22 protein-coding genes, 4 tRNA genes and 2 pseudogenes are annotated in these 24,682 nt (G+C 39.3%); 10 read left to right on the top strand and 18 right to left on the bottom strand.

Translation table 11 applies throughout. The features are described 5' to 3' along the window. Positions 1 to 121: 121 nt before the first annotated feature. Positions 122 to 349 (top strand): annotated as a pseudogene (locus FTU17_RS07470) (transposase domain-containing protein); the annotation flags it as partial. A gap of 44 nt (positions 350 to 393) precedes the next feature. On the opposite strand, the gene FTU17_RS07475 reads toward FTU17_RS07470, so the two are convergent. The 7 genes from FTU17_RS07475 to FTU17_RS07505 all read right to left on the bottom strand — a co-directional run bounded on the left by FTU17_RS07475 (position 394) and on the right by FTU17_RS07505 (position 5,876). After that, positions 394 to 750, bottom strand: coding sequence for a cupin domain-containing protein (locus FTU17_RS07475; protein ID WP_180135018.1), 357 nt, complete (start codon positions 748 to 750; stop codon positions 394 to 396). 118 nt (positions 751 to 868) lie between these two features. Then, complete coding sequence (gene folE, locus FTU17_RS07480) at positions 869 to 1,417, bottom strand: GTP cyclohydrolase I FolE (RefSeq protein ID WP_180135050.1); 549 nt, start codon at positions 1,415 to 1,417, stop codon at positions 869 to 871. Between the two features lie 95 nt (positions 1,418 to 1,512). Beyond that, positions 1,513 to 2,202 carry a Smr/MutS family protein gene (locus FTU17_RS07485; protein WP_180135019.1) on the bottom strand — a complete coding sequence of 230 codons (690 nt, stop codon included), beginning with the start codon at positions 2,200 to 2,202 and terminating at the stop codon, positions 1,513 to 1,515. A gap of 111 nt (positions 2,203 to 2,313) precedes the next feature. Continuing rightward, complete coding sequence (locus FTU17_RS07490) at positions 2,314 to 3,234, bottom strand: hypothetical protein (RefSeq protein ID WP_257227373.1); 921 nt, start codon at positions 3,232 to 3,234, stop codon at positions 2,314 to 2,316. 169 nt (positions 3,235 to 3,403) lie between these two features. Next, the gene (gene trpC, locus FTU17_RS07495; RefSeq protein WP_180135021.1) at positions 3,404 to 4,210 is read right to left on the bottom strand and encodes an indole-3-glycerol phosphate synthase TrpC; all 807 of its coding nucleotides are present in this window, start codon (positions 4,208 to 4,210) and stop codon (positions 3,404 to 3,406) included. A gap of 16 nt (positions 4,211 to 4,226) precedes the next feature. Beyond that, positions 4,227 to 5,273, bottom strand: a complete 1,047-nt coding sequence (trpD, locus tag FTU17_RS07500; protein ID WP_180135022.1) for an anthranilate phosphoribosyltransferase — start codon at positions 5,271 to 5,273, stop codon at positions 4,227 to 4,229. Positions 5,274 to 5,291: 18 nt separating this feature from the next. Continuing rightward, positions 5,292 to 5,876, bottom strand: coding sequence for an aminodeoxychorismate/anthranilate synthase component II (locus FTU17_RS07505; protein WP_218955537.1), 585 nt, complete (start codon positions 5,874 to 5,876; stop codon positions 5,292 to 5,294). 888 nt (positions 5,877 to 6,764) lie between these two features. Here FTU17_RS07505 and glnA point away from each other — a divergent pair. Together glnA and FTU17_RS07515 are read left to right on the top strand one after the other, a co-directional pair. Then, the gene (gene glnA, locus FTU17_RS07510) at positions 6,765 to 8,180 is read left to right on the top strand and encodes a type I glutamate--ammonia ligase (protein WP_180135023.1); all 1,416 of its coding nucleotides are present in this window, start codon (positions 6,765 to 6,767) and stop codon (positions 8,178 to 8,180) included. A gap of 96 nt (positions 8,181 to 8,276) precedes the next feature. After that, positions 8,277 to 8,555, top strand: a complete 279-nt coding sequence (locus tag FTU17_RS07515; protein WP_180114594.1) for a hypothetical protein — start codon at positions 8,277 to 8,279, stop codon at positions 8,553 to 8,555. An 82-nt stretch (positions 8,556 to 8,637) separates the two neighbouring features. Here the strand turns inward: FTU17_RS07515 and FTU17_RS07520 are convergent, their stop codons facing one another. After that, entirely contained in the window at positions 8,638 to 9,552 is a 915-nt protein-coding gene (locus FTU17_RS07520) for a polysaccharide deacetylase family protein (protein ID WP_180135024.1), read from the bottom strand. 202 nt (positions 9,553 to 9,754) lie between these two features. Here FTU17_RS07520 and FTU17_RS07525 point away from each other — a divergent pair, with 202 nt between their 5' ends. The 4 genes from FTU17_RS07525 to FTU17_RS07540 all read left to right on the top strand — a co-directional run bounded on the left by FTU17_RS07525 (position 9,755) and on the right by FTU17_RS07540 (position 13,167). Continuing rightward, positions 9,755 to 10,240 carry a chorismate lyase gene (locus tag FTU17_RS07525; RefSeq protein ID WP_180135025.1) on the top strand — a complete coding sequence of 162 codons (486 nt, stop codon included), beginning with the start codon at positions 9,755 to 9,757 and terminating at the stop codon, positions 10,238 to 10,240. Between the two features lie 22 nt (positions 10,241 to 10,262). After that, the gene (gene ubiA / locus FTU17_RS07530; protein WP_180135026.1) at positions 10,263 to 11,144 is read left to right on the top strand and encodes a 4-hydroxybenzoate octaprenyltransferase; all 882 of its coding nucleotides are present in this window, start codon (positions 10,263 to 10,265) and stop codon (positions 11,142 to 11,144) included. Between the two features lie 122 nt (positions 11,145 to 11,266). Continuing rightward, a complete protein-coding gene (locus FTU17_RS07535; RefSeq protein WP_180135027.1) occupies positions 11,267 to 12,724 on the top strand; it encodes a S9 family peptidase in 1,458 nt (485 codons plus the stop codon). A 182-nt stretch (positions 12,725 to 12,906) separates the two neighbouring features. After that, positions 12,907 to 13,167 carry a hypothetical protein gene (locus FTU17_RS07540; RefSeq protein ID WP_111884529.1) on the top strand — a complete coding sequence of 87 codons (261 nt, stop codon included), beginning with the start codon at positions 12,907 to 12,909 and terminating at the stop codon, positions 13,165 to 13,167. 75 nt (positions 13,168 to 13,242) lie between these two features. On the opposite strand, the pseudogene FTU17_RS07545 reads toward FTU17_RS07540, so the two are convergent. From FTU17_RS07545 to FTU17_RS07565, 5 genes and pseudogenes are all read right to left on the bottom strand, one after another. Further along, a pseudogene (locus FTU17_RS07545) lies at positions 13,243 to 13,723 on the bottom strand (DUF2726 domain-containing protein). A 21-nt stretch (positions 13,724 to 13,744) separates the two neighbouring features. Then, a tRNA-Asn gene (locus tag FTU17_RS07550) sits at positions 13,745 to 13,820 on the bottom strand. Positions 13,821 to 14,078: 258 nt separating this feature from the next. After that, a tRNA-Asn gene (locus tag FTU17_RS07555) sits at positions 14,079 to 14,154 on the bottom strand. A gap of 216 nt (positions 14,155 to 14,370) precedes the next feature. Beyond that, positions 14,371 to 14,446 (bottom strand) — tRNA-Asn (locus FTU17_RS07560). A 5-nt stretch (positions 14,447 to 14,451) separates the two neighbouring features. Next, positions 14,452 to 14,527: transfer RNA gene (locus tag FTU17_RS07565), tRNA-Asn, on the bottom strand. Between the two features lie 504 nt (positions 14,528 to 15,031). Here FTU17_RS07565 and FTU17_RS07570 point away from each other — a divergent pair. Continuing rightward, on the top strand, positions 15,032 to 16,375 hold the full coding sequence (locus FTU17_RS07570; protein WP_180135028.1) for a hypothetical protein: 1,344 nt from the start codon (positions 15,032 to 15,034) through the stop codon (positions 16,373 to 16,375). 331 nt (positions 16,376 to 16,706) lie between these two features. On the opposite strand, the gene FTU17_RS07575 is transcribed toward FTU17_RS07570, so the two are convergent. Continuing rightward, on the bottom strand, positions 16,707 to 17,333 hold the full coding sequence (locus FTU17_RS07575; protein WP_180135029.1) for a superoxide dismutase: 627 nt from the start codon (positions 17,331 to 17,333) through the stop codon (positions 16,707 to 16,709). Positions 17,334 to 17,489: 156 nt separating this feature from the next. After that, entirely contained in the window at positions 17,490 to 18,248 is a 759-nt protein-coding gene (locus FTU17_RS07580; RefSeq protein ID WP_180114588.1) for a Nif3-like dinuclear metal center hexameric protein, read from the bottom strand. A gap of 169 nt (positions 18,249 to 18,417) precedes the next feature. Between FTU17_RS07580 and FTU17_RS07585 the strand changes: the two genes are divergently transcribed. Further along, positions 18,418 to 19,596 (top strand): trypsin-like peptidase domain-containing protein, encoded by a 1,179-nt coding sequence (locus FTU17_RS07585; RefSeq protein WP_180135030.1) that lies wholly within the window; start codon positions 18,418 to 18,420, stop codon positions 19,594 to 19,596. Positions 19,597 to 19,781: 185 nt separating this feature from the next. Continuing rightward, on the top strand, positions 19,782 to 20,039 hold the full coding sequence (locus FTU17_RS07590) for a hypothetical protein (RefSeq protein WP_078191893.1): 258 nt from the start codon (positions 19,782 to 19,784) through the stop codon (positions 20,037 to 20,039). Positions 20,040 to 20,143: 104 nt separating this feature from the next. Here the strand turns inward: FTU17_RS07590 and FTU17_RS07595 are convergent, their stop codons facing one another. The 3 genes from FTU17_RS07595 to lipA form a co-directional block, all read right to left on the bottom strand. Further along, positions 20,144 to 20,530, bottom strand: coding sequence for a carboxymuconolactone decarboxylase family protein (locus tag FTU17_RS07595; protein ID WP_005008801.1), 387 nt, complete (start codon positions 20,528 to 20,530; stop codon positions 20,144 to 20,146). A gap of 159 nt (positions 20,531 to 20,689) precedes the next feature. Beyond that, positions 20,690 to 23,203 carry an acyl-CoA dehydrogenase gene (locus FTU17_RS07600; RefSeq protein ID WP_180135031.1) on the bottom strand — a complete coding sequence of 838 codons (2,514 nt, stop codon included), beginning with the start codon at positions 23,201 to 23,203 and terminating at the stop codon, positions 20,690 to 20,692. 420 nt (positions 23,204 to 23,623) lie between these two features. Next, on the bottom strand, positions 23,624 to 24,637 hold the full coding sequence (gene lipA / locus FTU17_RS07605; protein ID WP_078190238.1) for a lipoyl synthase: 1,014 nt from the start codon (positions 24,635 to 24,637) through the stop codon (positions 23,624 to 23,626). Positions 24,638 to 24,682 lie beyond the last annotated feature (45 nt).

The following is a 24,682-nucleotide window of genomic DNA, read 5'->3' on the forward strand; positions in this document are numbered from 1 at the left end:
ATGTCAACGATGTATAACCGGGTGCCGAATGGCGCCTTAGCAGAGGCTTGAGCCGTGTGCTGGGAAACTCGCATGCACGGTTCTTAGGGGGTTGGACGTAGGTAACTGCGTCTGACTACCCGACAATCAGATGCGTCCCTGGGCCTTAGGACGCAAGAACTGGCTGTTTGCTGGCTCGCTGCGCAGTGGCCAGCGAGCGGCGAATATCATGACTTTAATCCAGTCAGCAAAGCTGAATGGCTTGGATCCGTATGCCTATTTAAGTGATGTGCTGAAAAGGCTGCCGACACACAAAGTGACCCAAATTGAAGAATTGCTGCCGCACTGCTGGAAACCTGAATCGAATTAAAAATTGGTATGGGATTCAGCGGACGCTTACAGATGTACTGTAATTTAAACTTCAACAACAACATAGTATTTTTTGACAGCTTCGACAACTTCAAACTTGCCCTGAAAAGATGGGGGAATAATGCCCGCTTGGCCAGCAGAAACTTCGATATATCCGCCTTGTTGATCATGAATACGTACTAATCCTTCAAGGATTGTAAAAAACTCTTGTTTGTTCGGTGCAAAGACAATATTCCATGCGCCAACTTCACATTGCCAAATCCCGCAGTCCATATTGGGGTGTGCATACATGCTTGCAGTTTCACGTTTGGGATTGCCCTGAACCAAACGGTCTGGGCGAGGGAAGTCTATGCTGTGTTCGGCTTGCGCTAAACCCTGACCAGCAATATATACATCTGACATGATTCATCCTGAAAATAGTGCTTTGCTATCAAAGCAAATGATTTGGGACATTAAACACAAATAAAAAAAGCCTCAAGAGTTTGAAGCTTTTTTAAAAGAACTGACGCTGAATGTTCTATTAATAGCTTTCAGGTACAGCACTTAGGAATTCACGGCGTTCTTCTTTATTGGTTTTAAAGTCACCGACAAAAGAAACGGTACGGGTTGTAGACTCTTGTTTACCCACACCACGCATCATCATACACATGTGAGCTGAATCAATCACCACAGCAACACCACGCGCGCCGGTCACTTCAGCCACAGCTTCAGCAATCTGCTGAGTAAGGTTTTCCTGAATTTGTAAGCGACGGGTAAACATTTCTGTAATACGTGCGAATTTTGATAAACCTAAAACATTGCCTTCTGGGAGATAAGCAATATGTACACGGCCATAAAAAGGCAATAAATGGTGCTCACACAAAGAATAGAATTCAATATTCTTAACTAAGACCATTTCACGGTTATCGGATGGGAAAACCGCATTGTTGGTCACTTCTTCAAGTGTCTGGCTATAACCAGAAGTAAGATATGAAAAAGCTTTAGCAGCACGCATAGGCGTATCTTTAAGACCTGGGCGATTCAGATCTTCACCAACGGCAGTTAGGATATTTGCGTAGGATTGCTGCATAGACATAAGACGTGTTCACTTACACTGAGAGATTGAACAAGGACGGCATTGTAGCAGAAAACTATTACAATGCCTTCTTTTGGAGTTAAATCCGATTATTGTTTAAACTGTGGGTTCTTTTCTGCACGTTTAAGCAGAACCAGTACAGCACCTGTACCGCCTTGTTTTTCTGGGGCGCTCACAAATGCCAATACATCACGGTGTTGACGTAACCAACTATTTACATAAGTTTTTAAAATTGCTTCTGGTCCTTTGCCATGCACAATTTTAATGACGTTTTGATTGTCATCTTTCGCCATTTGAATGATTTGCAGCACAGCCGAACGAGCTTCTTCTACAGTGCAACCGTGTAAGTCGACTGCTTCGAACCACCGTAGATTACCAGCTTTTAAATCTTCAAAAACTTTATGCTGTAAGGTTGCAATGCGATAGCTTAAAGCAGCTTGACTGGCAACAGGGTTGAGCATCGCTTGCGTATCAGAAAGTAATGCATCATCTGTTTCCATAGGACCAATTGCAGCAGCACGTTTAGCCAACGTTTGCGCATCAGGTTTTTTACGACCAACTTTTTCCATTTTTGCAATATTTCCTGCATTCATTTTTTGAACACCTTGCATTTGCTTTTGGAAAAGCGCGAAGTCTTCTTCCCGCTCTTGTTCAACAGTCTTTGGCGTTGGCTCAGGCTGTTTAGCAATCGTCGAGGAATGTGGATTCGTAATTTGCTTTTTAAAAGATTTCAGTAGGTTGTACTGATCTTTTGAAAGCGAAGAATCGTGTTTGCTCATAATGAAAAAACGGGAAATATACAAAAATTTAGTGCAATTATAGCCTTAAATGGCACTGATTTGAACTGGAAAGACTTTATATAAAGAAGATCTCTTAATTCATTACAAGTCCTATTTGGGCTTCAAAGTTGAATTAATTAATTTAATAACTTTTTTATTTTTATATTGTTCTGCAAGAGCTAATGCTGATTGTTCTTCATTAAATTTAGAAATACACACGATTTCGGTTGAAGCGCCTTTTTCAAGTAAATAAGAAATTATCTGATATTGATTTAGGCGAATAGCTTTACCTAATGGGGAGCATCTAGTGAAATAATATGTTTGTGGTTCAACTTCATCTACTACAAGTTCATTTATTTTTCTCAGCTTCATTTTTTTGATGAAAGAAATATCTGTGTGCTCGATAGCCGCCATAATTAAGGTGGTATCATAAAATTCATTGTTTTCACCAAAATTTAAATATTCAAGATACAAATTTTTGGCTTTTTCATAATTATCAATATCATTTTTCTGTGTCAGGTTCTTTATCGCATTTTGGAAAAAATCATTCATATCATCAAAATCATTTATTGCTGCATGGAACATGAATATATTTATTAAATATGGCTCATCAGCTAAATCCTTTTTCAATAAATGAGGGTTATCTTTATAAAAAATCTGTTCAAAATAATTTAATTTTTCCATGGAAATAGGGTGAGATTTAATATTGATTGGTTTTGATAAAGAATTTTTATGTTCTTTAGAAATAGAAAAATAGGTTGAATTTTCAATATTCTTGTTTTTAGTATTGATTGAGTAATTAATGACTATTGGTAAGCCTTGATAACTAACGATTTCAATTTGATTCTTATTGAAATCATAATTTTTGCCCTTTAGCACGTTAGTATTTATATTTGGAAAAATTTGATTTAGGTCAATCTGCGCAGCAATGATGCCTTCGGGCATAGTGGAAATATTAAAGTAGAGGATATGATTTTGGTCAATAAGATACGGTGAGCCTGTATACAGAGTTATATTTTTTGCCCAACTCATCTGGTGTAGTGAAACCAAGATTAATGAAATGAATAGAAGAGTAGAAGAAATAATCGACTTCATTATTTTTAATTCTCAAATGAATAAAAATTATAAAAAGGATGTGTAATTTTTTTAATATGGATGCAAAGGAGAAAAAGGGTGAGCGAACTCACCCTACATATTTCATTTATATTTTATCAGGCACACCAAACAGCTCTTTAAACGCCTGATCAGGGCGTGGCTGCTTCATAAAACTTTCACCGACCAAGAATGCATGAATATCATGTTCTTGCATCATGGCAACATCTGTGGGTGTGGCAATACCGCTTTCTGTCACGAGTAGGCGAGAAGGTTCAAGTAACTTTTTCAAACGTAATGATGTGTTGAGGTCAACATCAAAGGTTTTTAAATTACGATTATTGACGCCAAGTATACAGTTGTCAGAAAGACGCATTGCACGCTCAAGTTCTTCTTCGTCATGTACTTCAACCAACACGTCGAGATTGTGTTCAAAAGCAGTTTTCGACATTTCTTCGAGTTGTTGATCAGACAAACAAGCCACGATTAATAAAATACAGTCCGCATGTAAAGCGCGTGCTTCAATTACGCCATAAGGGTCAATTAAAAAATCTTTACGAAGCGCAGGTAAGTCACAGTTCGTACGTGCAATCTGAATGTTTTCATCTGCGCCTTGGAAAAAATCCGCATCGGTGAGAACAGACAAACATGCTGCACCAGCATCTTGATACTGCTGCGCAATTTCAGAAGGGTTAAAGTTTTCACGAATGATGCCTTTCGATGGTGATGCCTTTTTAATTTCAGCAATCACCCCCGGACGTTTAGAGCCGAGGTTTTGTGCAAAACCTCGAACGGGTGTAGCTGCTTGGGCTAGCTCTTCGACATCTTTATAGCTACGTTGTTTAAGACGGGCTGCAAATTCTTCTTTTTTACGGTCAACAATTTTACCTAAAATTGTATTGGCGATATCTACCATGATTTGAGTCCTAATCTTAAGCTTCGTATTCTTTTAAAGTTTTCGTAAATTCAGACAAAATGCCCATTTTCTCTAGTGCTTGACCGCCATAAATAATGTCATGTGCTAATGCAACACCTTGTTTATAGCTATTGGTTAAGCCTGAAACATAGATACCGGCACCTGCATTTAGGGCAATCATATTCGCGGCTTTATCACCGAGTGTAGATTTGTTTTTACCTAAAGCATCTTTGATCAATTTCAGACTTTCAGCAGCACTATCTACAGATAGACCTGTTAAGGTTTGCGACTCGATATCTACAGCTTCAGGCTGAATTTCCCATTCAGTAACTTCGCCATCTTTAAGTTCTGCAACATAAGTACTTGATGCAAGGCTAATTTCATCTAAACCGTCTTTTGAATGCACCACCAAGACATGTTGTGCCCCGAGCTGTTTTAAAACTTCAGCCATAGGACGACATAATTCTGTAGAGAAAACACCAATCACAAAACGTTTTACGCCGGCCGGATTCGTAAGCGGGCCAAGTAGGTTGAAAATACTACGGAAGCCCAATTCTTTACGTGGACCAGCAGCATATTTCATGGCTTTATGATGATTAGGTGCAAAGAGGAAACCAACGCCCATTTCACGAATACAACGTTCAGTTTGCTGCATGTTCAGGTCAAGGTTAATTCCAGCTTGTTCTAAAAGATCAGAAGAGCCTGATTTTGATGAAACACCACGACCACCATGTTTAGCAATAGTTGCACCTGCTGCTGCAATAACAAAACTAGACGCAGTAGAGACGTTAAATAAGTTTTGACCATCTCCACCCGTGCCAACGATATCCACCAAATGTGGCAGATCACTGACATCAATTTTGATCGCAAATTCACGCATTACACGTGCTGCGGCAGTAATTTCATCAATACTTTCACCTTTTTGGCGTAAGCCCATCATGAGTGCGCCAATTTGAGCATCTGTCGCTTCACCTTGCATGATGGTACGCATCACTTCTTCCATTTGAGGTTGAGTGAGTTCAATATTTTTCGTGATGTTATTTAAAGCTTGTTGAATATTCATAATATTTTTTGCACTCGATTAAGCGTAAATTTCTAAAAAGTTTTTAAAGATTTGATGGCCATGTTCACTAAGAATCGATTCAGGGTGAAACTGCACGCCTTCGACAGGCAATGTCTTATGTTTAACACCCATGATTTCTTCCAGCGTGCCATCTTCTTCATTGGTCCAGCAGGTCACTTCTAAACATTCAGGCAAAGTCGCTTGATCAATCACCAAAGAGTGATAGCGAGTAGCGGCAAATGGAGAAGGGAGGTTGCTGAAAATGCCTTGATCGCTGTGGTACATGTCAGATAAACGACCGTGCATCACTTTTTTAGCGCGAATAATATCGCCGCCAAAAGCTTGTCCTATGGCTTGGTGGCCTAAACACACACCCAGTAAAGGCATTTTTCCCGCAAAGTGTTGAATCGCAGGAATTGAAATGCCTGCTTCACTTGGCGAACAAGGGCCAGGACCAATGACTAAATACTTCGGTTGCCATCGCTCGATATCTTCTAAAGTCACGGCATCGTTACGTACAACTTTTACTTCTTGATTTAACTCGCCAAAATATTGGACGATGTTGTAGGTAAAAGAGTCATAATTGTCGATCATCAAAAGCATGAGCGTATTAACCTTTGAAATTTATGCACTTAACTGTGCTTTGAATAGTCCGAAATGATTCTAAATAGTTGTATATTGACCCAAATATCGTGTGGATATTTTTAATAGAAAAATAGTGAAATATTTAGAATGCAGCCAATCATAGCAAATATTATTCAATTTCTGCTGAACAATTTCGCCAAAGTTGATCGCAACTGAAATCATTTCAGCAAATTATCGACTTATAAATTTAGGATTTAAGTTGAACAAAGCAATCGGCTGAATTTAAGTGTTTAAAATGTGATCAATTGATATTTTAAAAAGATCTGCTTGCTGTCGTTAAAAATATCAACTTAGGGCCAAAATGGAAAAATATGAACCGTTTTGAAGCAAAATCACCAAAATGGAGCACAATTAATGCAAAGGTAGATTGATTAAAATTAAAACAAAACGGTTAAATTTACTTCAATAAAAGGGTGTTTTACGCGCTAAAAAAACCTAAATATCGATCATTAATACAGTTATATCGTGGGTGTATTATTACCCATAACTAGCTAAACCATTAGTTTCTCTCGTATTTAAATTCGACCTTAAAGCTTTAATAAAATCCCAATAATTTTATCGTTGAAAGCAATTAATCATTTTGGTGCATACTGGTGCAAAACCAAATTGCACTATTTTGATACACTTGCGAAAAGTTTTTAAACAAAAGTGATGAAGAGTGGCTGAATATGGTGCATTTACTGTTACACACAGTATAATAGTCGAAAAGCAAGGAGCTAAAATCTTCTATTCTGATAAGGAATTCAGTATTTTAGCTTAGCTTTTAAAAGTTGGTACGGTAATTGCTTAATAACTACCAACTACTAACACGCACTTCAGTGTGCACAAAAAAATCATCGGAGCAAAATGAGCATGGCGAACAAGGTCCTTCAACTCATCCAAGAAAGTGGCGCAAAATGGGTCGATTTTCGCTTTACTGATACTAAGGGTAAAGAACAACACGTAACTTACCCAGCAGATTCAATCGACGAAGATACGTTTGAAGATGGCAAAATGTTTGATGGTTCTTCAATTGCTGGTTGGAAAGGCATTGAAGCATCTGACATGATCTTACGTCCAGATGCAGAAACTGGTTTTATCGACCCGTTCTTTGCAGAAGCTACAGTTGTTGTGACTTGTGACGTTATCGAACCTTCAACTGGTCAAGGTTATGAACGTGACCCACGCTCTATTGCTCGCCGTGCGGAAGAATACCTAAAATCAACTGGTATCGGTGATACTGCTTTCTTTGGTCCAGAACCAGAATTTTTCGTATTTGACGAAGTGAAATGGGACATCGACATGTCTGGCGCTCGCCACACATTAATCGCTGAAGAAGCTGCTTGGTCTACTGGTAAAGATTACGAAGCAGGTAACTCAGGTCATCGTCCACGTGTTAAAGGTGGTTATTTCCCAGTTCCTCCTGTTGATTCTCATCAAGATATGCGTGCAGACATGTGTGCAAAAATTGAAGACATCATTGGCCCAGGTCGTGTAGAAGTACATCACCACGAAGTTGCGTCTTGCCAGTTAGAAATTGGTGTGAGCTTCAACACAATGGTTCGTAAAGCTGACGAAGTACAACAGTTCAAATATGCTGTTTGGAACGTTGCGCACCAATACGCTAAAACTGCAACCTTTATGCCTAAACCAATGGTAGGCGATAACGGTTCTGGTATGCACGTTCACATGTCGATCTCTAAAGATGGCAAGAACCTGTTTGCTGGTGATGAATATGCAGGCCTTTCAGAAATGGCATTGTACTTCATCGGTGGTGTGATCAAACATGCTCGTTCATTGAATGCGATCACTAACCCATCAACTAACTCGTACAAACGTTTAGTTCCACATTTCGAAGCGCCGATTATGCTTGCTTACTCAGCACGTAACCGTTCAGCTTCTATCCGTATTCCTTACGTTTCAAGTCCTAAAGGCAAACGTATCGAAGCACGTTTCCCAGATCCAATGATGAACCCGTACTTAGGTTTCGCTGCACTTCTTATGGCTGGTCTTGACGGTATTCAAAACAAGATCCACCCAGGTGAAGCTGCTGACAAGAACTTGTACGACCTTCCTCCTGAAGAAGAAGCTAAAATCCCTACAGTGGCTCATAGCTTAGATATGGCGCTTGAAGCTCTTGCAGCTGACCATGATTACCTTCTTAAAGGTGGCGTGTTCACTAAAGAAATGCTTGATGCCTACATCGAACTTAAAACTGAAGAAGTTCGTCGTCTTAACACGACTACTCACCCAGTTGAATTTGACATGTACTACAGCTTGTAATTCTGTACAGAATTTCACTGTAAAAAGACCCGCCTTGTGCGGGTTTTTTTATGGGATGGGTTAAGATAAAGCAAAGAGTTGAATGAATATCTAAACATGGCAAAACCACGTAAAAAACATACCGGTTTTTTTCCTTGGATTGATCCATCGGATCAGGCAAAGGGATTTAAACTCAACTTCTCAGAAGTGACTTATTTGGAAGTGGGGCGGACCGTTGAAGGTTATAAACAGGCACAATTTGTCGAGCTGAAAAACCCAGAGCTGGCATTGGAGTTTGATTACCCTGAAAGTTTTTATATTACAACCGAAGGGTTGGTTTTAATAAAAACGCCGCAAGGCAAATTTGAAGCTATTGCCAAGACAGATAACTTTTAATCCAACACTAAAACTTGATCTAAAAATTGACCTACAACATTGCAGGTCATTTTTTATTGAGCATCTGTCAATTTGCCAATCGTCATTGCAAACCATGCTGTTTTAAATTGTCGATTTCATAAGGCGCATCTTCGGCGGGGTAGCGCAGCTGTGTAATTCCTTTAGTTTTGGTAATCGACCAAATCACACTTTCACCCGCAGGGATGTTTTGGCTGCGCTGTGCATATAGTGGGTCTTGTAGGGCGTCTGCTGCTGAAATAAATGTCCAGCCATGCTGCTGAAAGGCGGTAATGAGATCTTTTAAAAATGCGGCATTAATAGCATTTACATGTAAAAGTAAAACATGCTGTGGCGAACGATTTATGGTGAGCTGGGCAAGTTGGTCATAATAATCTGCTCGGTGAAGCAAGTGAGCAATATACGCTTGTTTTAGTCGGTCTAATTTGTCCTGATCTTGCAGTTTGGCATAGTCGAGATATTTTCGATTATAGAACCAGTCACTGGCATCTATACTCACGCCGCCAATGCGATACTGATGTTGCTCTAACCATTGATAGACAGCATCACGCTTTTCAGCGTTATTACCTTCTTTTAAAAATGGATAACGGTAGGTACGTATGTAATTCGGCAGCGTTTTTAAAACGGTATCCGCATGTGCAATGCTTTTTATATAATCTTTTGCAGATACATTTTCTTTATTCAGGTTTTGGTGCAGTGCACTATGATTGCCAATTAGATGGCCTGATTGTCCCCAGTCTTGAATCAGTTGCTTGCCTTGATAATCACCAATTTTAATCAGGCTCGGAAAAACAATACATTTGATTTGTTGATCATGCAGATGCTTTAAAACCTGGGCATTGATTTGTTCCGCTTGTGCGTTAAACGCTGGATTTAATCCATCATCAAAACTCAGCGCAAGAGATTTTGCTTGAGCTGTGATATTGGTACAAAGTAAAACAAGAAAAATAAAAACATGTAGCGGGTTATATGGAAACATTATGTTGGTGTAATTCAGTTGTTATCCACGACATCATACTGTGTATGTGAGGTTTGTGTTGATTGCAAATGTAATGAAGTACTTAAGCCGTTTTGGTTTTGCTCATTTTACTTAAAACAAGCTATTGGTCATGAAAAACGATGTTGAGTTGGTTACACTAAGGATTCGCTATACTCAGCAAATGGTTAAAGGGAAATGAAATATGCAGCGTCAAGCATGCGAAATGCGGGATAAAAGGATGTCTCCTGAATTAAGAACATGGTTGTATGCTTCGGGTTCATTAACCCAACAATTAACAGATTTTGCCCAAGGTGTATTTAAAGTTGAGCCGAGTATTGAGCAATTTCAACGTATGACGCTTCAAGATGCACAGTGGTTGCAAATGCCAATACAGCACATAGCTTGGGTACGTGAAAGTTATTTATATGGCTGTGAAGCTGAGCCGTGGGTCAAGGCAAAAAGTATATTTCCAATCCTTAGCATACAAGGGCGTGCGCGGATTTTTCAGCATATTGGTAAAAAACCCATCGGACATTTTTTATTTCAGCGTACCAATCCGAAGTGTGAGCGGCGTGTATTGTGGCTAGACGATGGTTGGACACGTCAGAGCTGTTATACTTGGCATGGTTGTAAATTTATAGTTCAGGAAACTTTTTTAGCGAGTTTTGAGCAATATTTGCAGAAATAACATTACCAGATGAAGGACAATCATGGCCGTGGTGCAACAGATTACTTGGCAGCAGCGTTTAGAAGCTTATTACTATTTATGTCGCTTCGATAAGCCAATTGGCACGGAACTGGTTTTTTGGCCAACCATGTGGGCACTGTGGATTGCCAATCAAGGAACACCGCAATTCAGTATTTTGATTCCCATGATTTTGGGCACGATATTTATGCGTGCAGCAGGTTGTGCGATTAATGACTTTGCTGACCGTAAAGTCGATGGTGCTGTGGAAAGAACCAAACATCGTCCTTTAGCCACTGGAGTGATTAGTGCTAAAGAAGCCATATATGTGTTCTTGATCTTGGTACTTGCTAGCGCATGTATGTTGTTCTTTTTACCGATAGAAACTTTTTATTGGTCCTTTGGTGCATTGTTTTTAGCGTTCATTTATCCCTTTATGAAACGCTACACGCATCTGCCACAAGTATTTTTAGGCGCGGCATTTTCATGGTCGATTCCTATGGCTTACACCGCAGTGGGGCAAACACCTGATTTAACGTGTTGGTTATTGTACTTTGGTAATTTGGCGTGGACCGTTGCGTATGATACACAATATGCCATTACTGACCGTGAATATGATTTGAAAATTGGCGTGAAATCGACTGCGATTTTATTTGGTAAATACGATATTGAAATCATTTCTTTATTGCAGGCGCTTAGTATTGTATTGATTGGTGCAGCGCTGTATTTAGAAGATCTCTTGGGGCCATTCGGTTTGGTTGCATTGTTGGCTGTGGCTGCCGATTTTATTTACCAGTGGACTAAAACTAAAGGCCGTGATCCTCAGTTATGTTTTTGGGCGTTTCGCCATAACCGTTGGGTCGGGCTTATGATTTTTATTGGAATTTTTATGGCATTGGTTCTTTAATGTCATTGATCTGAAACTTTTTAAAATGAACTAAAGCATCCTATTCGGGTGCTTTTTTTTATGCATTAATAAAAAGGCATGTAGTTTCATGTTTAAAGAATAATGATTAAAAAGGATATTTTATGAAACGTTCAAAAATAGCATTAGCTTTGACAGTTGCAGTTTCTATGCTGTCTTTAACCGCGTGTAATGATGATAATGACTCATCATCTTCGAATCAAAAATCAACATTTGTTTCTGAAGCAAATTATGCTTTAGATACTGTAGACAATACATCGTCCATTAAAGTCATGACGTATAACTTGACCAATGTGCAGGGGAAAGCAGCAACAGCAACAGCCTTAGTATTATTTCCAAAAGCTACTCAACCTAAAGATGGTTATCGTGTTGTGGTATGGGAGCATGGAACAGTTGGAGCTGGAGATGAATGTGCGCCAAGTAAAAATGTAATTCATCCACGCTTTAAAATTCTAGCTAACACGCTTATGGCGGCAGGTTATGTAATTGTGGCACCAGACTATGAGGGTTTAGGTACCAAGGGAGTACATCCATACCTCAATTTATCGAGTGCTGCAAATTCGGCACTTACTGCAGTTAAAGCGGCAAAAGAACATTATGGTAAGCAACTCAATGGTCAGTGGATGTCGATTGGTCAATCGCAAGGTGGTCATGCATCCTTAGGGACGGCGGAATTTGCAAATACGGATGCAAACTATAAAGGGGCAGTGGCAGCCGCACCTGCGTCGAGTTTGGGCACGATTATTAAGATCTATTTAGATCCAAAACTAAATGTTGATGCAAATGGTCAACCTAAAGCCCATGGATTGAATAGATTGGATGAACAGTTGGCACAAGTGCGTTATGCGCTTGGTATGGGGCAGCTTTCGGAGGTTCAAGCACAAGCGTTAATTGATCAAATTGCAGATGGCTATGCTGAGCTTTTGGCATATGCTGCATTGACAAGTTCGGGTATTAAAGCCTATGAGCCAAATTATGATTTAAAAAATATCTTTACTGCAGATGCTGGTGTTATTGCAGAAAAAGCCTATGGACGTACAGGGGATGATGGTGCATGTTTAAGTTATGCCGATCCAAATGGCGCAAATGGTTTGCAAGAACAGTTTAAAGCAGCTGTGATTGAATTCTTAAAAGATCCAACGAATATGGTTTCACAGTACGGAATTGATTTGAATAAAATCGATACCGATCCCGTTGTTCAGAAATTTTTAAATGATAATCAGCCAGCGACAAATGCAACTGCTGCCAAAGTAATTAAAGCCCCTGTTTATATTATTCAAGGTGAAGAAGATAAAGCTGTATTACCTCCTGTGACTCAAGCTTTATTTGAAAATATGAAATTGCAAGCGGTGAAATACTTCCCACAGGCAAAATATGAGGATGGATATTCATTGGATATTGTGCCAAAAGCAAGCCATACACAGGCGATTATCTGTAGAAATGCGCAAGCGGTCGAATTTATTCAAGCTAAAATGTCCGCAGGTACAGGTATCGATTTAACCAATGAGCAAAAAGATGCGAGCCAAAGTCCACATTGTACGGGTATAGCTGCTTCAAGCTAAGTTTTTAAATAATAAAAAAGGAGCATGTCTCCTTTTTTTATTGAATATTGGATTGTTAATCATTCAATCCGTGAAAATGAGGTGCATAGTTAGTTCGAGCAAAGAATGATATGAAGGCTTGAGCGAATTTTGTTTTTTGCTATATTGGGCGTCGAATTATTTATGTAAATGAAAGAATCGTTATGTCTGAAGTTAAGCCAAAACCCAATACCAAAAAGATGATCATTTTGATGGCACTTGGGCTATTGATTCCTATATTTTTGGTCAGTATGGCTTTTCTTGCAGTCAATAGTGATGCTAAAAACCAAGAAAAGTATAAGCAACAACAAGCTGAAATGATTGAGCGTATTAAAGAAAAAGAAGCTCAAGATGCGGCTTTGGCTGCTGAGGCTGACCAAGCAGTATCAGAAGTGCTGGCTGCTCAAGAGTCAAATGCTCAATAAAATTCAGCTTACATTGTGGATGTGAATGCAATGCGCATTCATTCAATGTTTGATTTTGATTTAAGTATTTAACAACTATTTATTTACATCATGCCTGAGCGTGTGAACTGTTGGAATGTTGGTGTAGCGGATTACACGGTAGCCAGCTTCTTCAAGCATCGCATTACGTTCAGCATCTTCTTGCTCTTTGCCTATGTGAGGGGTCATCCAGTTCGATTATCACTAATACATTATAAGTTTGGTCAAGTATGACAAAATCAGTGACTTTTCGATTAAATCTATTTCTGATTTTGTAATTTTGATTAGTGATCAGTGCGCTAAAAGCTACTTGGGCTAAAATGTGGTAGTTCGGAAATGCTTCATTTAAACGATGAAACATCTTACTTTCAAAGGCCGTGATTACACGACGTGGGAAAAACTTTTGTTTGCTTCTAAATAGTCTGGGAAAGACTAAGCAGATAAGGGCAAAAGTTGCCAAGCAACCAATAATAAAAAATATGAACTGACTGAGATCTGGCACGGAATAAACAACATATATGAAAAAAGCCCACGTCATGATGCGTGGGCTTTTAGAATTTGGCTCTCCAACCTGGGCTCGAACCAGGGACCTGCGGATTAACAGTCCGTCGCTCTACCGACTGAGCTATTGGAGAATCTGCACGCATTCTATGGGGCAAATGCGGTGAGGTCAAGTCAGAATTGCAAAAAATAAGGAAATTTAGGCTGAATGTATTAAATATAAACACCTTTAATATAAAGCGTTTTTAAAACTTAAGCTTTGACTATTCTTTCTAATGTGGAAGGAGAGGTCGGTGAATAGCTTAGGTCATAGAGCAAGTGATTCTTATCTTAAAAATAAAAGCCTAGAGCATAAAAAAAGCCCACGACATAATGTGTGGGCTTTTAGAATTTGGCTCTCCAACCTGGGCTCGAACCAGGGACCTGCGGATTAACAGTCCGTCGCTCTACCGACTGAGCTATTGGAGAATCTGAAACGGATTCTAAAGATGTATGGCAGGGTGGTCAAGCCTGATTTAAATAAAATACAGAAAAATCAAATTAAGTGTTTTAAAAATAGCCGAATCAGGCAAGTGGGTACTTATACACATACTTTGGGGAATGTAAAAACAATAAAGTAGGTGTACTCATATTAATGAATAGGCAATAAAAAACCCACTTCGTAATGAGTGGGTTTTTAGAATCTGGCTCTTCCACCTGGGCTCGAACCAGGGACCTGCGGATTAACAGTCCGTCGCTCTACCGACTGAGCTATGGAAGAATAGATGGCTCTCCAACCTGGGCTCGAACCAGGGACCTGCGGATTAACAGTCCGTCGCTCTACCGACTGAGCTATTGGAGAATCTGATGCGCATTTTAGGGATGAATTTTAAAGTGGTCAAGTAAAAATAAAAGATAAAGCGCTTAAATGTTTTTTTATTATCCAAAGATGAGTTTGTTGCTTATTTATTGATTCTTTTAAGCTTTTATTGAGTTAAAAGTCATCAGAATACTTTGGTGATTATAGTTTGAAGAGTAATGGATGAAATGGTGAGTAAGGTTGCGTTAGATCGCTATTCTTGTTTTAGACATGCTGAGAGAAGTACGCACTGTCATTTTGTATGATCGCTATTTTGTTACATTGGGCAATAATTAGACAGCCAATTACAGTTTTTAAAATAAATAGAAGATTTTTTAATAATTTTTAGATAAAAAAATCGTCTAAGTACACAAGTGGCTTAGCTTCCTGTATAAGAACTAGGCAAAGTTTCATTGTTTTATGAAATGGTATTGAATATTTACAAAAGTAGTCTAAATTCAGTATTTTTATAAAATTTAAAAATTTATTTTTTAAACAAGGATTTATATGCTTCACCTTAGAAGAAAATTATTCCCTTTAACTCTTTTATCTATTTTATTAGTCGCATGTGGTGGAGGGGGAGGAGAAAGTAGTCCAACGTCATCAGAAACATCTGTACCGAAGCCTATTGAAGAAACTACTGTACTAAGTCCAGATTTGACGCATGGCTATTTTGAAATTGAAAATTCTGGCATTGCTAATCACTCAACCATCAAGTTTTCACCATTTCACACAAATAGTGTGATTGAAGCATCTGCTACAAACAATAATATGTGGGATTTAGAAATTCTTACACCAAGCAATGATTTGTCTGCCCATATTAATAATTTGGCGGGTCTTTATTTTTATCCTAATGACGATAAAGTTGGAGTTTTTAGCTATTCAGAGAATGATAACGGGTATCTGAGAGTTCAATGTCAAAATTCATGCAGCGATACATTTTCTTATAAAATTGAAAAGCAGAGTAATGGTAAAACTTACTTTATTATAGACGCAAATGGTTCTATAGCAGGACGTTTAAATAATATTGGCTTTGCATCTACAGCTAAAATTAAGGGCTCTGTTAAGTTTGAAGTAAATTCTGATTGGCCAGTGTGGAACACCAAACGATTTAATGAATATCATGCGGAATCAGACTTAGTTGTTAATGGTAAACCTGCAACAATAGAAAAATTTTTGGATTGGAAAACTAGTTCTGTTTTAAGTTTTACGACCGATAAAGAATACTATTTTAATTTTAATAATCCTGTGGATCTTGATCACGATAGATTTATCTTAACAGAGGGGAATTATTTCAGTAATGAGCAACCTAAAGATGTGCACATATATAAGGGATACTTCAATCGAGATTTTATATTAAATACAGATTATGAAAATGGTATAACGACCTTTAAATTCATCAATAACTTATTTACTAACCCTATTGAATATATTGCTTCTCCAGACTTAAAAGTATCTGGAGGTTTTGTGAAAAAAGTTCCTTATGGTCAAGTCATTGCAGGAGATGAAGTTTTTAAAATTGATGCAACAGTTGCAGCAGCGGTATATGCAGAAAATGAAAGTAAATATTTTCGCTTTATGAGTCGAGATAATCAATCTGATCTCGAGTTCACAGTGAAATACGATACTATAACTAAAAATGTAAATGTAGCTTATCAAAGACCACAGAAGGGTCAATTAAATGTGAATATTTATCTGAAATGGAACTGTAAATTGACGGATAATCATTGTACTGGTGTAACTGTCAATGATTCAGAGGGAACAATTGAATTTAAAAATGTGCAGTTAGATGATGGTCGTCTAATAAATGGCAAGTTTGGTCATTTAGGCGTAAATGATCTCGTAAGGTGATAATTGCGTAGTTATACTCCAAAAAATATAACTATGTTGGTTCTCCTACAATTAACTTAATACATGGTATTCGAAAACATCTTAATTTTAATAAATTTCAGAGTCTTGTGTGGGGTGTTGAAAGGCTATACCTATGGATTTTGAATTTTTAAAATGTTTATCATGCAACATGGGAAAAATAGTCTATGTTGCATAGCTTATTTTAGTTTCACTGAAACTAAAACAAAAAAGAGAAGTTCTAATACCTTTTATAACTTTACAAATTGTAGAGCCCATAAAAAAAATCACCCTAAAAGGGTGATTTTTTTTGACTTTAAAATAAGGTTAAAACTTATTTTTCAACGCCAGCAGCTTGACCTGCATATTTAGCGTTTGCATAGTCCCAGTTCACTAGACTTTCTAAGAAAGTAGAGATGTATTTAGGACGAGCATTGCGGAAATCGATGTAGTAAGCATGTTCCCAAACGTCGATAGTCAACACAGCAACTTTACCGTGTGCAAGCGGAGTGTCAGCATTTGAAGTTTTAAGGATAGACAAGTTGCCGTTTACTTCGTCAGCAACTAACCAAGCCCAACCTGAACCGAATTGAGTTGTTGCAGCAGCAGCGAATTCTTCAGCAAATTTTTCGTAAGAACCGAAAGCTTCGTCAATTTTAGCAGCCAATGCGCCAGTAGCTTTACCACCACCGTTTTTAGCCATACAGTTCCAGTAGAACGTGTGGTTCCAAACTTGAGCTGCATTGTTGAATACGCCTGCTTTAGAAGCATCGCCTTTAACTGCAGTGATGATTTCTTCTAAAGATTTTCCTTCAAGATCAGTACCAGCGATTAGGTTGTTAAGATTAACAACATAAGTATTGTGGTGTTTGTCGTGATGGTATTCTAAAGTTTCTTTGCTGATGTGAGGAGCAAGATCGTCGTAACCGTAAGGTAACGCTGGTAAAGTAATCGTTGTCATGTTTTCAATTCCTTGCATTTTGCTGGGTTTTGACATTAAGTGCCGTTATTGTAATAGATTCTTGCAGTAAAATGCGCATTGCTTATAAATAACAATACAGAATAAAGCCTGAAAATATACGTATAAGGACTGAGCCAAAGACCTAGACGATTTAAATTAAATCGGGTTATTTAATTCGAAATAACTATACTCAATATTGAACTGTTCTGAAATAGCTTTTGCGAGTCGTTGTACACCATAACGCTCAGTTGCATGGTGTCCACATGCATAATAATGCACGTTTAATTCTTCAGCCTCGTAAAAAGTACGTTCGCTCACTTCACCTGAAATGTAGGCATCACAATCTAAAGCAGCCGCCTTACCAATAAAGTCCTGTGCGCCGCCCGTACAAAAACCAATTTTTTGAATAGAGGGTTTATCTGCCGGCAGGTGAATGGCATCAAATCCTAATTTTTCAGAAACGAACTCTTTAAACGCTGTTGGAGTCATTGCTTGTTTTAAATAACCAACATTACCAATAGGATTGCGCTCAGTAGGATCTAAGGCTTCAATATTCTCTAATTCGAGCAAATCAGCTATCGCTGCATTATTACCTAAAGTAGGGTGACTATCTAAAGGTAAGTGATAACCTACGAGTGAAATATCTTTTTTGATCAGGCTTTTGATGCGTTTGCCGCGCATACCTGTGATTGGGTAAGCTTCACCTTTCCAAAAATAACCATGATGTACCAATAACAAATCAGCATTTGCTGCGATTGCGGCTTCAATCGCAGTTTGTGATGCGGTAACTGCACATAAAATTTTATGCACTTCTGCTGAGCCTTCAATTTGCAAGCCATTGGGAGCATAGTCCTTAAATTCATGTGCTTTGAGTGTGCTGTCACACCACTGAATAATTTCACTTAACTGAGCCATATACTGTCCAAAATCTCAAAAAGATGCATCAAAATTTACGATTGTTTAAATTGTAACTAAAGAATCACAAATCTCTGTGTTTATTTTTAAGTTTGTTGAAAATATTACATTACAATACGATATAAATTATTTAGCCATCAATGAATTATAAAATTTAGAGGATATAGACGTGCGTCGGACCTTTACATGGTTACCTTGGGTATTATTAATACTTGTGATCATCGGTTTCTTTACATGGCAACAGGTTCAAAAACCTAAAGCACCCATTGCCCCAGATGGGGTCAAAATGCCTGCAGAAAAGGTTGAACCCCTCATTGATACGTCGCGAACAGGCGGGGTGGTTTCGTATAGTGCTGCGGTAAAAGTCGCTGCGCCAGCGGTTGTGAATATTTTCACTACGCAAAAAGTGAAACAATTGGATCATCCTTTATTAAATGATCCTGTTTACCGTGAGTTTTTTGGTAATCAACTTCCAGATCAAACCAATCAAAACGAAAATAGTTTAGGTTCTGGTGTGATTGTTCGTCCTGATGGCTATATTTTGACGAATAACCACGTGATCGCACAGGCCGATCAGATCGTTGTGGCTTTACATGATGGTCGTCGTGCTGAAGCGAAAGTTGTGGGTACAGACCCAGATACAGACCTAGCTGTGATTAAGATTGAAATGAGTCAATTACCGGTTTTGCCATTTAAGCTAAGTGGCAATGAAGTCGGTGATGTCGTCCTAGCGATTGGTAACCCTTTTGGCGTGGGTCAGACGGTTACGCAAGGGATTATCTCAGCTACAGGTCGTTCAGATTTGGGAATCAACACTTACGAAGACTTTATTCAAACAGATGCTGCGATCAACCCCGGCAACTCTGGTGGTGCTTTAATTGATGTTGCAGGGAATTTGATTGGTGTTAATACTGCGATCTTCTCGCAGTCCGGCGGTTCTTTGGGGATTGGTTTCGCCATTCCTGCAAAAGTGTGCCAACAAGTGCTGAACTCTATTTTAAAAGATGGGCGAGTGGTACGTGGTTGGTTAGGTATTAGTTTACTTCCAATTGAGCAAGAAAATATTTTAGATCCACGTGTGAATGGTGTGATTGTGGCAGATGTCATTCGTAATGGACCTGCAGCACAAGCAGGTTTAAAACGTGGTGATAAAATTGTGAAAGTAAATAATGAGCTAATTACCTCGACTTCGCATTTAATCAACTTCGTTGCACAACAAGCGCCATTGAGCACTATGCAAATTGACATTGAGCGAGACGGAAAGGCGATGACATTGCCGGTACAAGTGGGAGAGCGTAAACTGCAAACTCAAAACAGTGACTCGCAATATATTCCATTACCCCGCTAGCATAGAAAATCCCTCTTCATGAGGGATTTCTTTTGAGTACTTTTTTTGTATATCGCTTTGAAGAGCTTCGTTTGCGCCAAACAATGCGCTTTGAAATTGAAATATCAATTACAAAAATGCATTGCACGCTTTGCTGAATTTGGCTTAATTTATAAGCAATAATAATCAGATAAGCGTATAAGAATATGAGCTTTTTACCCGCAGAACATGCCAAAGTTTTATCCAGTCAAGCCAATTTAGATATCGCCTTATATAAGACACGTTTGGCTTTGCTGATTGAGGAAAATGCCAAACAGGGGAATACCGCCGTATTTACGGTTTTACCCAAGCATTTAGCTTTAGAAGAGATTCGAAGTTTATCTGCTGAGCTTACAGAATTGGGATATCAAGTTCGATTTGAAGTGAATGAATTCTTCTATAATTTTAATGTGTATTGGATTTGATTCGGGATTCACTGCATTTAAGGTCCTAAGTTAAAAACAAGATGAAACCCTTTAGAAAACCACAATAATCGTAGTTTTCTAAAGCCGTTTTATAACGCAGTAACTTATTCAGATTTTTGATAGTCATTAATGACTTCAAGTGCCGCACGAAAGGCTTCTTGAGTCGCCGGTGCGCCACAATATGGCAAACTATGAAGTAACACTTCCTGAATTTCTTCTACAGTCGCCCCATTATTTAAAGCCCCTCGGACATGACCTTTGAGTTCTGTCGGACTTTTTTGTGCAGTTAAAAAGGCAATGGTAATTAGTGAGCGATATTTACGGGGTAAAACGCCTTCACGTTGCCAAGTTGAACCCCATGCATGCTCATTAATCCAATCTTGCAAAGGTTGAGTAAATGGCACGGTATTGTCTTGAGCACGTTTGACGAAACTTTCACCCATAACTTCAGTACGAACTTTTAAGCCATTTTCATAATCTTGTTGTGACATGCAGCAAACCCTCTGTGATGTAATTTTGCAATACAGCCTATACCTTTGACTCTGCGATACCATTGGCTGATGGTCGTATAAAAAAGCCATCCCATTGTTTAATAGTGGAATGGCTTTTATTTTGAGAAAAATAAAGCTCAAAATCGATGCAGAAGCTGATTAATAACGCAGAAATGCTTCTGGTTCATCATCGGTGTGTTGTTGCTTTTTCACTTCTGGTGTAACGGTTAAATGTGGATTGGATAACTCAAGTTCGTGGATGAGCTGCATGTCAAATACATCTGTGAGCATGCTGTCATAACGTTGAATGTTGTAAGTGCTGAGCTGTTCAGCTTCAGAGGCTGTAATGAATTTTTGTGCAATTGCATCGGCTATATGTGCTTCAAAAGTTAAACCTTTAAATTGACCTTTAGATTCAGCTTTTTTAAATTGGTTCCACAGCGGTTCAATTTTCAACAATTGTAAAAAGGCATTTTCCATACGACCAGAAACTTCATCTGCTGCAGTGCTGTAATACACGTGTTTTTTCAGTTCTTGGCGGAAAGTATTGTCTAGCATCATTTGAGTGGCAACTTCACGTTTTAAACGGTCTGTCGGTTTAGCAACAACTCGTCCAAACGGAAAGCAGATGATTTTTACTACGCTTGCTGCCAGTCGCATTGGGAAGTTATCAAATAAGCCATGGAAAGCTTCTTCAACATTGTACAAAGCTTTATCTAATGCAAGTTGTGCATGTAATTGTTCAGCTTCGCTTCTTTGACTTTGTTCATAATATTTAAGAATAGCCGTCGCGATAAATAAATAAGAGTGGATGTCTGCCAAACGTCCCGAAAGCATTTCTTTACGTTTAATATCGCCGGCTAAAAGGCCAAGACACATATCTGCAGTCAGTGCGAAATCGGCGCTGAAGCGATTAATTTTTTTATAGTAGGGGCGGCTAAATTCATCTGCTGAAGCTGGTGAGTCTGATGGGCCACCTGTGAACGCATAAGCAAAGGCACGTGCAGTTCGGTTAAAGGTATAGCCTAAGTGCTTAAACAGTATTTCATTGAATGTATTGAGTGCAGTGTTTTTATCTTCGGCTTGAAGTAATTGTAGCTCCTCAAATAAATATGGATGGCAACGCATTGAGCCTTGTCCAAAAATCATCAGAGAGCGACTGAGAATATTGGCGCCTTCGACAGTAATTGACACAGGAATGGCCTGATAATTCAACGCTAAAAAATTACGAGGCCCCATTTGCACGGCACGTCCACCGACGATATCCATGCCGTGATTGACTACTTTACGCATGGTTTCAGTGGCATAGTATTTGGCCATTGCAGTCATTACAGCAGGTTTGCCGCCTTGGTTTAAACCACAAGTCACCAAATAGCGGAATGCTTCAAGCATATAAGCATCTGATGCGATATCACTCGATGCTTCTTGTACACCTTCAAAATTACCTACAGAAATTTTAAATTGCTGACGAACTTTGGCAAATGCACCAACATTTAAATATGCCATTTCTCCGGCTGCCGTTGACAACGCAGGGAGTGAAATACCACGACCGACCGCTAAACATTCCATCAGCATACGCCAGCCTTTGCCGGCATTTTCAATCCCACCAATGATCCAGTCTAAGGGAATAAAGACATCTTTGCCTTCAACTGTCCCATTCATAAACGGTGAGCCTGGATTATGACGTGGGCCTGTAATGACACCGTCATGACTTGCTGGTAATAGGGCGCAGGTGATGCCATATTCCGTTTTATTTGTATCTCCCAATAAGCCATCTGGATCGTATAACTTAAATGCAAGACCAATGACGGTGGCAATTGGTGCAAGAGTAATCCAGCGTTTAGAGAAATTCATGTTTAAGCCGAGCACTTTTTGTCCCTCAAAGGTGCCATAACAGACGACACCTGTATCTGGAATAGCGCCTGCATCTGAGCCTGCTTCAGGGCTGGTGAGTCCAAAACATGGAATTTCTTCACCTTTGGCAAGGCCAGGGAGGTATCGGTCTTTTTGTGCTTCGGTACCATAGTGTAGAAGCAATTCCCCCGGTCCAAGCGAGTTGGGCACCATACAACTGACTGCGGCAGTCAGTGAGCGGGATGCAATCTTGCTCATGACACGGCTTTGTGCAAATGAGCTAAATTCACGGCCCCCGTAAGATTTTGGAATCACCAGTCCTAAGAAACCATTATCTTTAATAAATTGCCAAGCCTCTGGTGGGAGGTCTTTGTGTTTATGGTGAATATCCCATTCGTTGAGCATGGCACAAAGTTGTTCGACTTCATTATCAATGAAGGATTGTTCTTCAGCGCTGAGCTGAGGGTAGGGATAAGCCTCAAATTTTTTCCAATCAGGCGCGCCCATAAATAGCTCTTTTTCCCACCAACTTGTTCCTGCATCTAATGCTTCACGTTCCGTAATACTCATACTCGGCATCGCATTTGCTAAGGTTTTATAGGCAGGTTTGGTGAGCAGATTGAGCCGCAGTGGGTCAATCAACATTACTAAACTTAAAGCAATAAGAGGGATGCCAAGTATTAATGACCATGGGGTTAAAAAGGCGAGTGCAATTGAAACGAATATCAGTGTTATTGCGCCTACAGCTCGTGAAAGTTCAAAGAAAAAAACGGCCCAAAGAGCAAAAATAAAGAGTACGGCACTGAGTATAAATAGCATTTGTTATGGCTCCAGTGACAAGGGCCAGAGCGTTATGCGTTTAAAACAGCCTACATGCGTTTAAAATGATCTCATCTTTTGTCTTTCTGATTTTAAAGTGCATGAGACTGTCAAAATGGCATCACTCGGCTGGTGAGTATGATTGGACAATTGCGCGAATATAATGAAAGCGCAAATAAAGTGTTATCAATAGATTGATTAATAAATAATCACAACACAATCCCTATCGGGCAAAGAAATGTCACATTACGTAAACTTGGATAATTCGATATATTGGGTTGAATATTGGATACTGTTTAAGGAACACACAATTTTCGAAAGATCTTATATTTGTTAACGAATTGGGCTGAGTGTGAAAGCCACAAAAAAGCCCTCAATCAATGAGGGCTTTAATTTGCGATGTTTTAAATCTTAGAGTGATTAAGCTTCAATGGTTTGAACTGCAATTTTCTTTGCAGGATCAGTTTTACGACGTACCGCAGGCACTGGCTCACCATAGTATTGACGGTCAGCAAAGTAACTTGAACGGACCATTGGTGCAGCCCAAATGTTTTTGAAACCAAGCTTTTGGCCATGTGCAGTGTAACGCTCAAATTCTTCTGGGCTTACAAAACGGTCAATAGGAGCATGTTCTTTAGAGGGCTGTAAGTACTGGCCAATGGTGACATAGTCAACATCGTGTGCTTTTAAGTCGTCTAATAACGCGATCACTTCTTCTTCAGTTTCACCAATACCGACCATCAAACCACATTTGGTTGGAACATCTGGGCAGTATTCTTTAAACATTTTTAATAAGTTTAGAGAGTGTTGGTAGTCAGAACCCGGACGCATTGCTTTATACAAACGTGGCACGGTTTCAATGTTGTGGTTAAACACATCAGGTGGACACTCCGTCATAATACGAAGGGCAACATCCATACGACCACGGAAGTCAGGAACTAGAATTTCCAAAAGTGTTTTTGGACTCAAGTCACGAGCTTCTTTAATACAGTCAACAAAGTGCTGTGCGCCGCCATCAACTAGGTCATCACGGTCGACAGACGTAATTACGGCATATTTCAAACCAAGATTGGCAATGGTTTCTGCCATGTGACGTGGTTCATCTGGGTCAAGAGCATTGGGACGACCATGCGCAACGTCGCAGAATGGGCAACGACGAGTACAGATATCGCCCATAATCATAAAGGTTGCAGTACCGCCACCGAAACATTCAGGTAAGTTCGGGCAAGCCGCTTCTTCACACACGGTATGTAATTTTTGTGCGCGCAAAGTTGTTTTAATACGTTGAACTTCATCAGGGGCAGCCATTTTGACCCGAATCCAGTCAGGCTTACGAGGCGTTTCAACCGTTGGCACAACCTTCACAGGTATGCGAGCGACTTTTTCTGCGCCACGAAGTTTTACACCCTGTACAGGTTTACGGTTCTCAGACATATTCAACTTTTCCACTGTTTTTGACGAGGAGATATTCAAAAAATT

The organism is Acinetobacter sp. YH12070, from assembly GCF_013419625.1.
In the GTDB taxonomy this organism is placed as follows: Bacteria; Pseudomonadota; Gammaproteobacteria; order Pseudomonadales; family Moraxellaceae; genus Acinetobacter; species Acinetobacter amyesii.

Bases quoted from the DNA above. Each gene is read 5' to 3' on its own strand.
- trpD (WP_180135022.1), bottom strand. From the start codon at position 5,273: ATGAATATTCAACAAGCTTTAAATAACATCACGAAAAATATTGAACTC.
- FTU17_RS07475 (WP_180135018.1), bottom strand. From the start codon at position 750: ATGTCAGATGTATATATTGCTGGTCAGGGTTTAGCGCAAGCCGAACAC.
- FTU17_RS07590 (WP_078191893.1), top strand. From the start codon at position 19,782: ATGAGCTTTTTACCCGCAGAACATGCCAAAGTTTTATCCAGTCAAGCC.
- FTU17_RS07485 (WP_180135019.1), bottom strand. From the start codon at position 2,202: ATGAGCAAACACGATTCTTCGCTTTCAAAAGATCAGTACAACCTACTG.
- FTU17_RS07525 (WP_180135025.1), top strand. From the start codon at position 9,755: ATGCAGCGTCAAGCATGCGAAATGCGGGATAAAAGGATGTCTCCTGAA.
- trpC (WP_180135021.1), bottom strand. From the start codon at position 4,210: ATGGTAGATATCGCCAATACAATTTTAGGTAAAATTGTTGACCGTAAA.
- FTU17_RS07580 (WP_180114588.1), bottom strand. From the start codon at position 18,248: ATGGCTCAGTTAAGTGAAATTATTCAGTGGTGTGACAGCACACTCAAA.
- FTU17_RS07520 (WP_180135024.1), bottom strand. From the start codon at position 9,552: ATGTTTCCATATAACCCGCTACATGTTTTTATTTTTCTTGTTTTACTT.
- FTU17_RS07600 (WP_180135031.1), bottom strand. From the start codon at position 23,203: ATGCTATTTATACTCAGTGCCGTACTCTTTATTTTTGCTCTTTGGGCC.
- FTU17_RS07570 (WP_180135028.1), top strand. From the start codon at position 15,032: ATGCTTCACCTTAGAAGAAAATTATTCCCTTTAACTCTTTTATCTATT.
- lipA (WP_078190238.1), bottom strand. From the start codon at position 24,637: ATGTCTGAGAACCGTAAACCTGTACAGGGTGTAAAACTTCGTGGCGCA.
- FTU17_RS07490 (WP_257227373.1), bottom strand. From the start codon at position 3,234: ATGAGTTGGGCAAAAAATATAACTCTGTATACAGGCTCACCGTATCTT.
- FTU17_RS07575 (WP_180135029.1), bottom strand. From the start codon at position 17,333: ATGACAACGATTACTTTACCAGCGTTACCTTACGGTTACGACGATCTT.
- glnA (WP_180135023.1), top strand. From the start codon at position 6,765: ATGAGCATGGCGAACAAGGTCCTTCAACTCATCCAAGAAAGTGGCGCA.
- FTU17_RS07535 (WP_180135027.1), top strand. From the start codon at position 11,267: ATGAAACGTTCAAAAATAGCATTAGCTTTGACAGTTGCAGTTTCTATG.
- ubiA (WP_180135026.1), top strand. From the start codon at position 10,263: ATGGCCGTGGTGCAACAGATTACTTGGCAGCAGCGTTTAGAAGCTTAT.
- folE (WP_180135050.1), bottom strand. From the start codon at position 1,417: ATGCAGCAATCCTACGCAAATATCCTAACTGCCGTTGGTGAAGATCTG.
- FTU17_RS07505 (WP_218955537.1), bottom strand. From the start codon at position 5,876: ATGCTTTTGATGATCGACAATTATGACTCTTTTACCTACAACATCGTC.
- FTU17_RS07595 (WP_005008801.1), bottom strand. From the start codon at position 20,530: ATGTCACAACAAGATTATGAAAATGGCTTAAAAGTTCGTACTGAAGTT.
- FTU17_RS07515 (WP_180114594.1), top strand. From the start codon at position 8,277: ATGGCAAAACCACGTAAAAAACATACCGGTTTTTTTCCTTGGATTGAT.
- FTU17_RS07540 (WP_111884529.1), top strand. From the start codon at position 12,907: ATGTCTGAAGTTAAGCCAAAACCCAATACCAAAAAGATGATCATTTTG.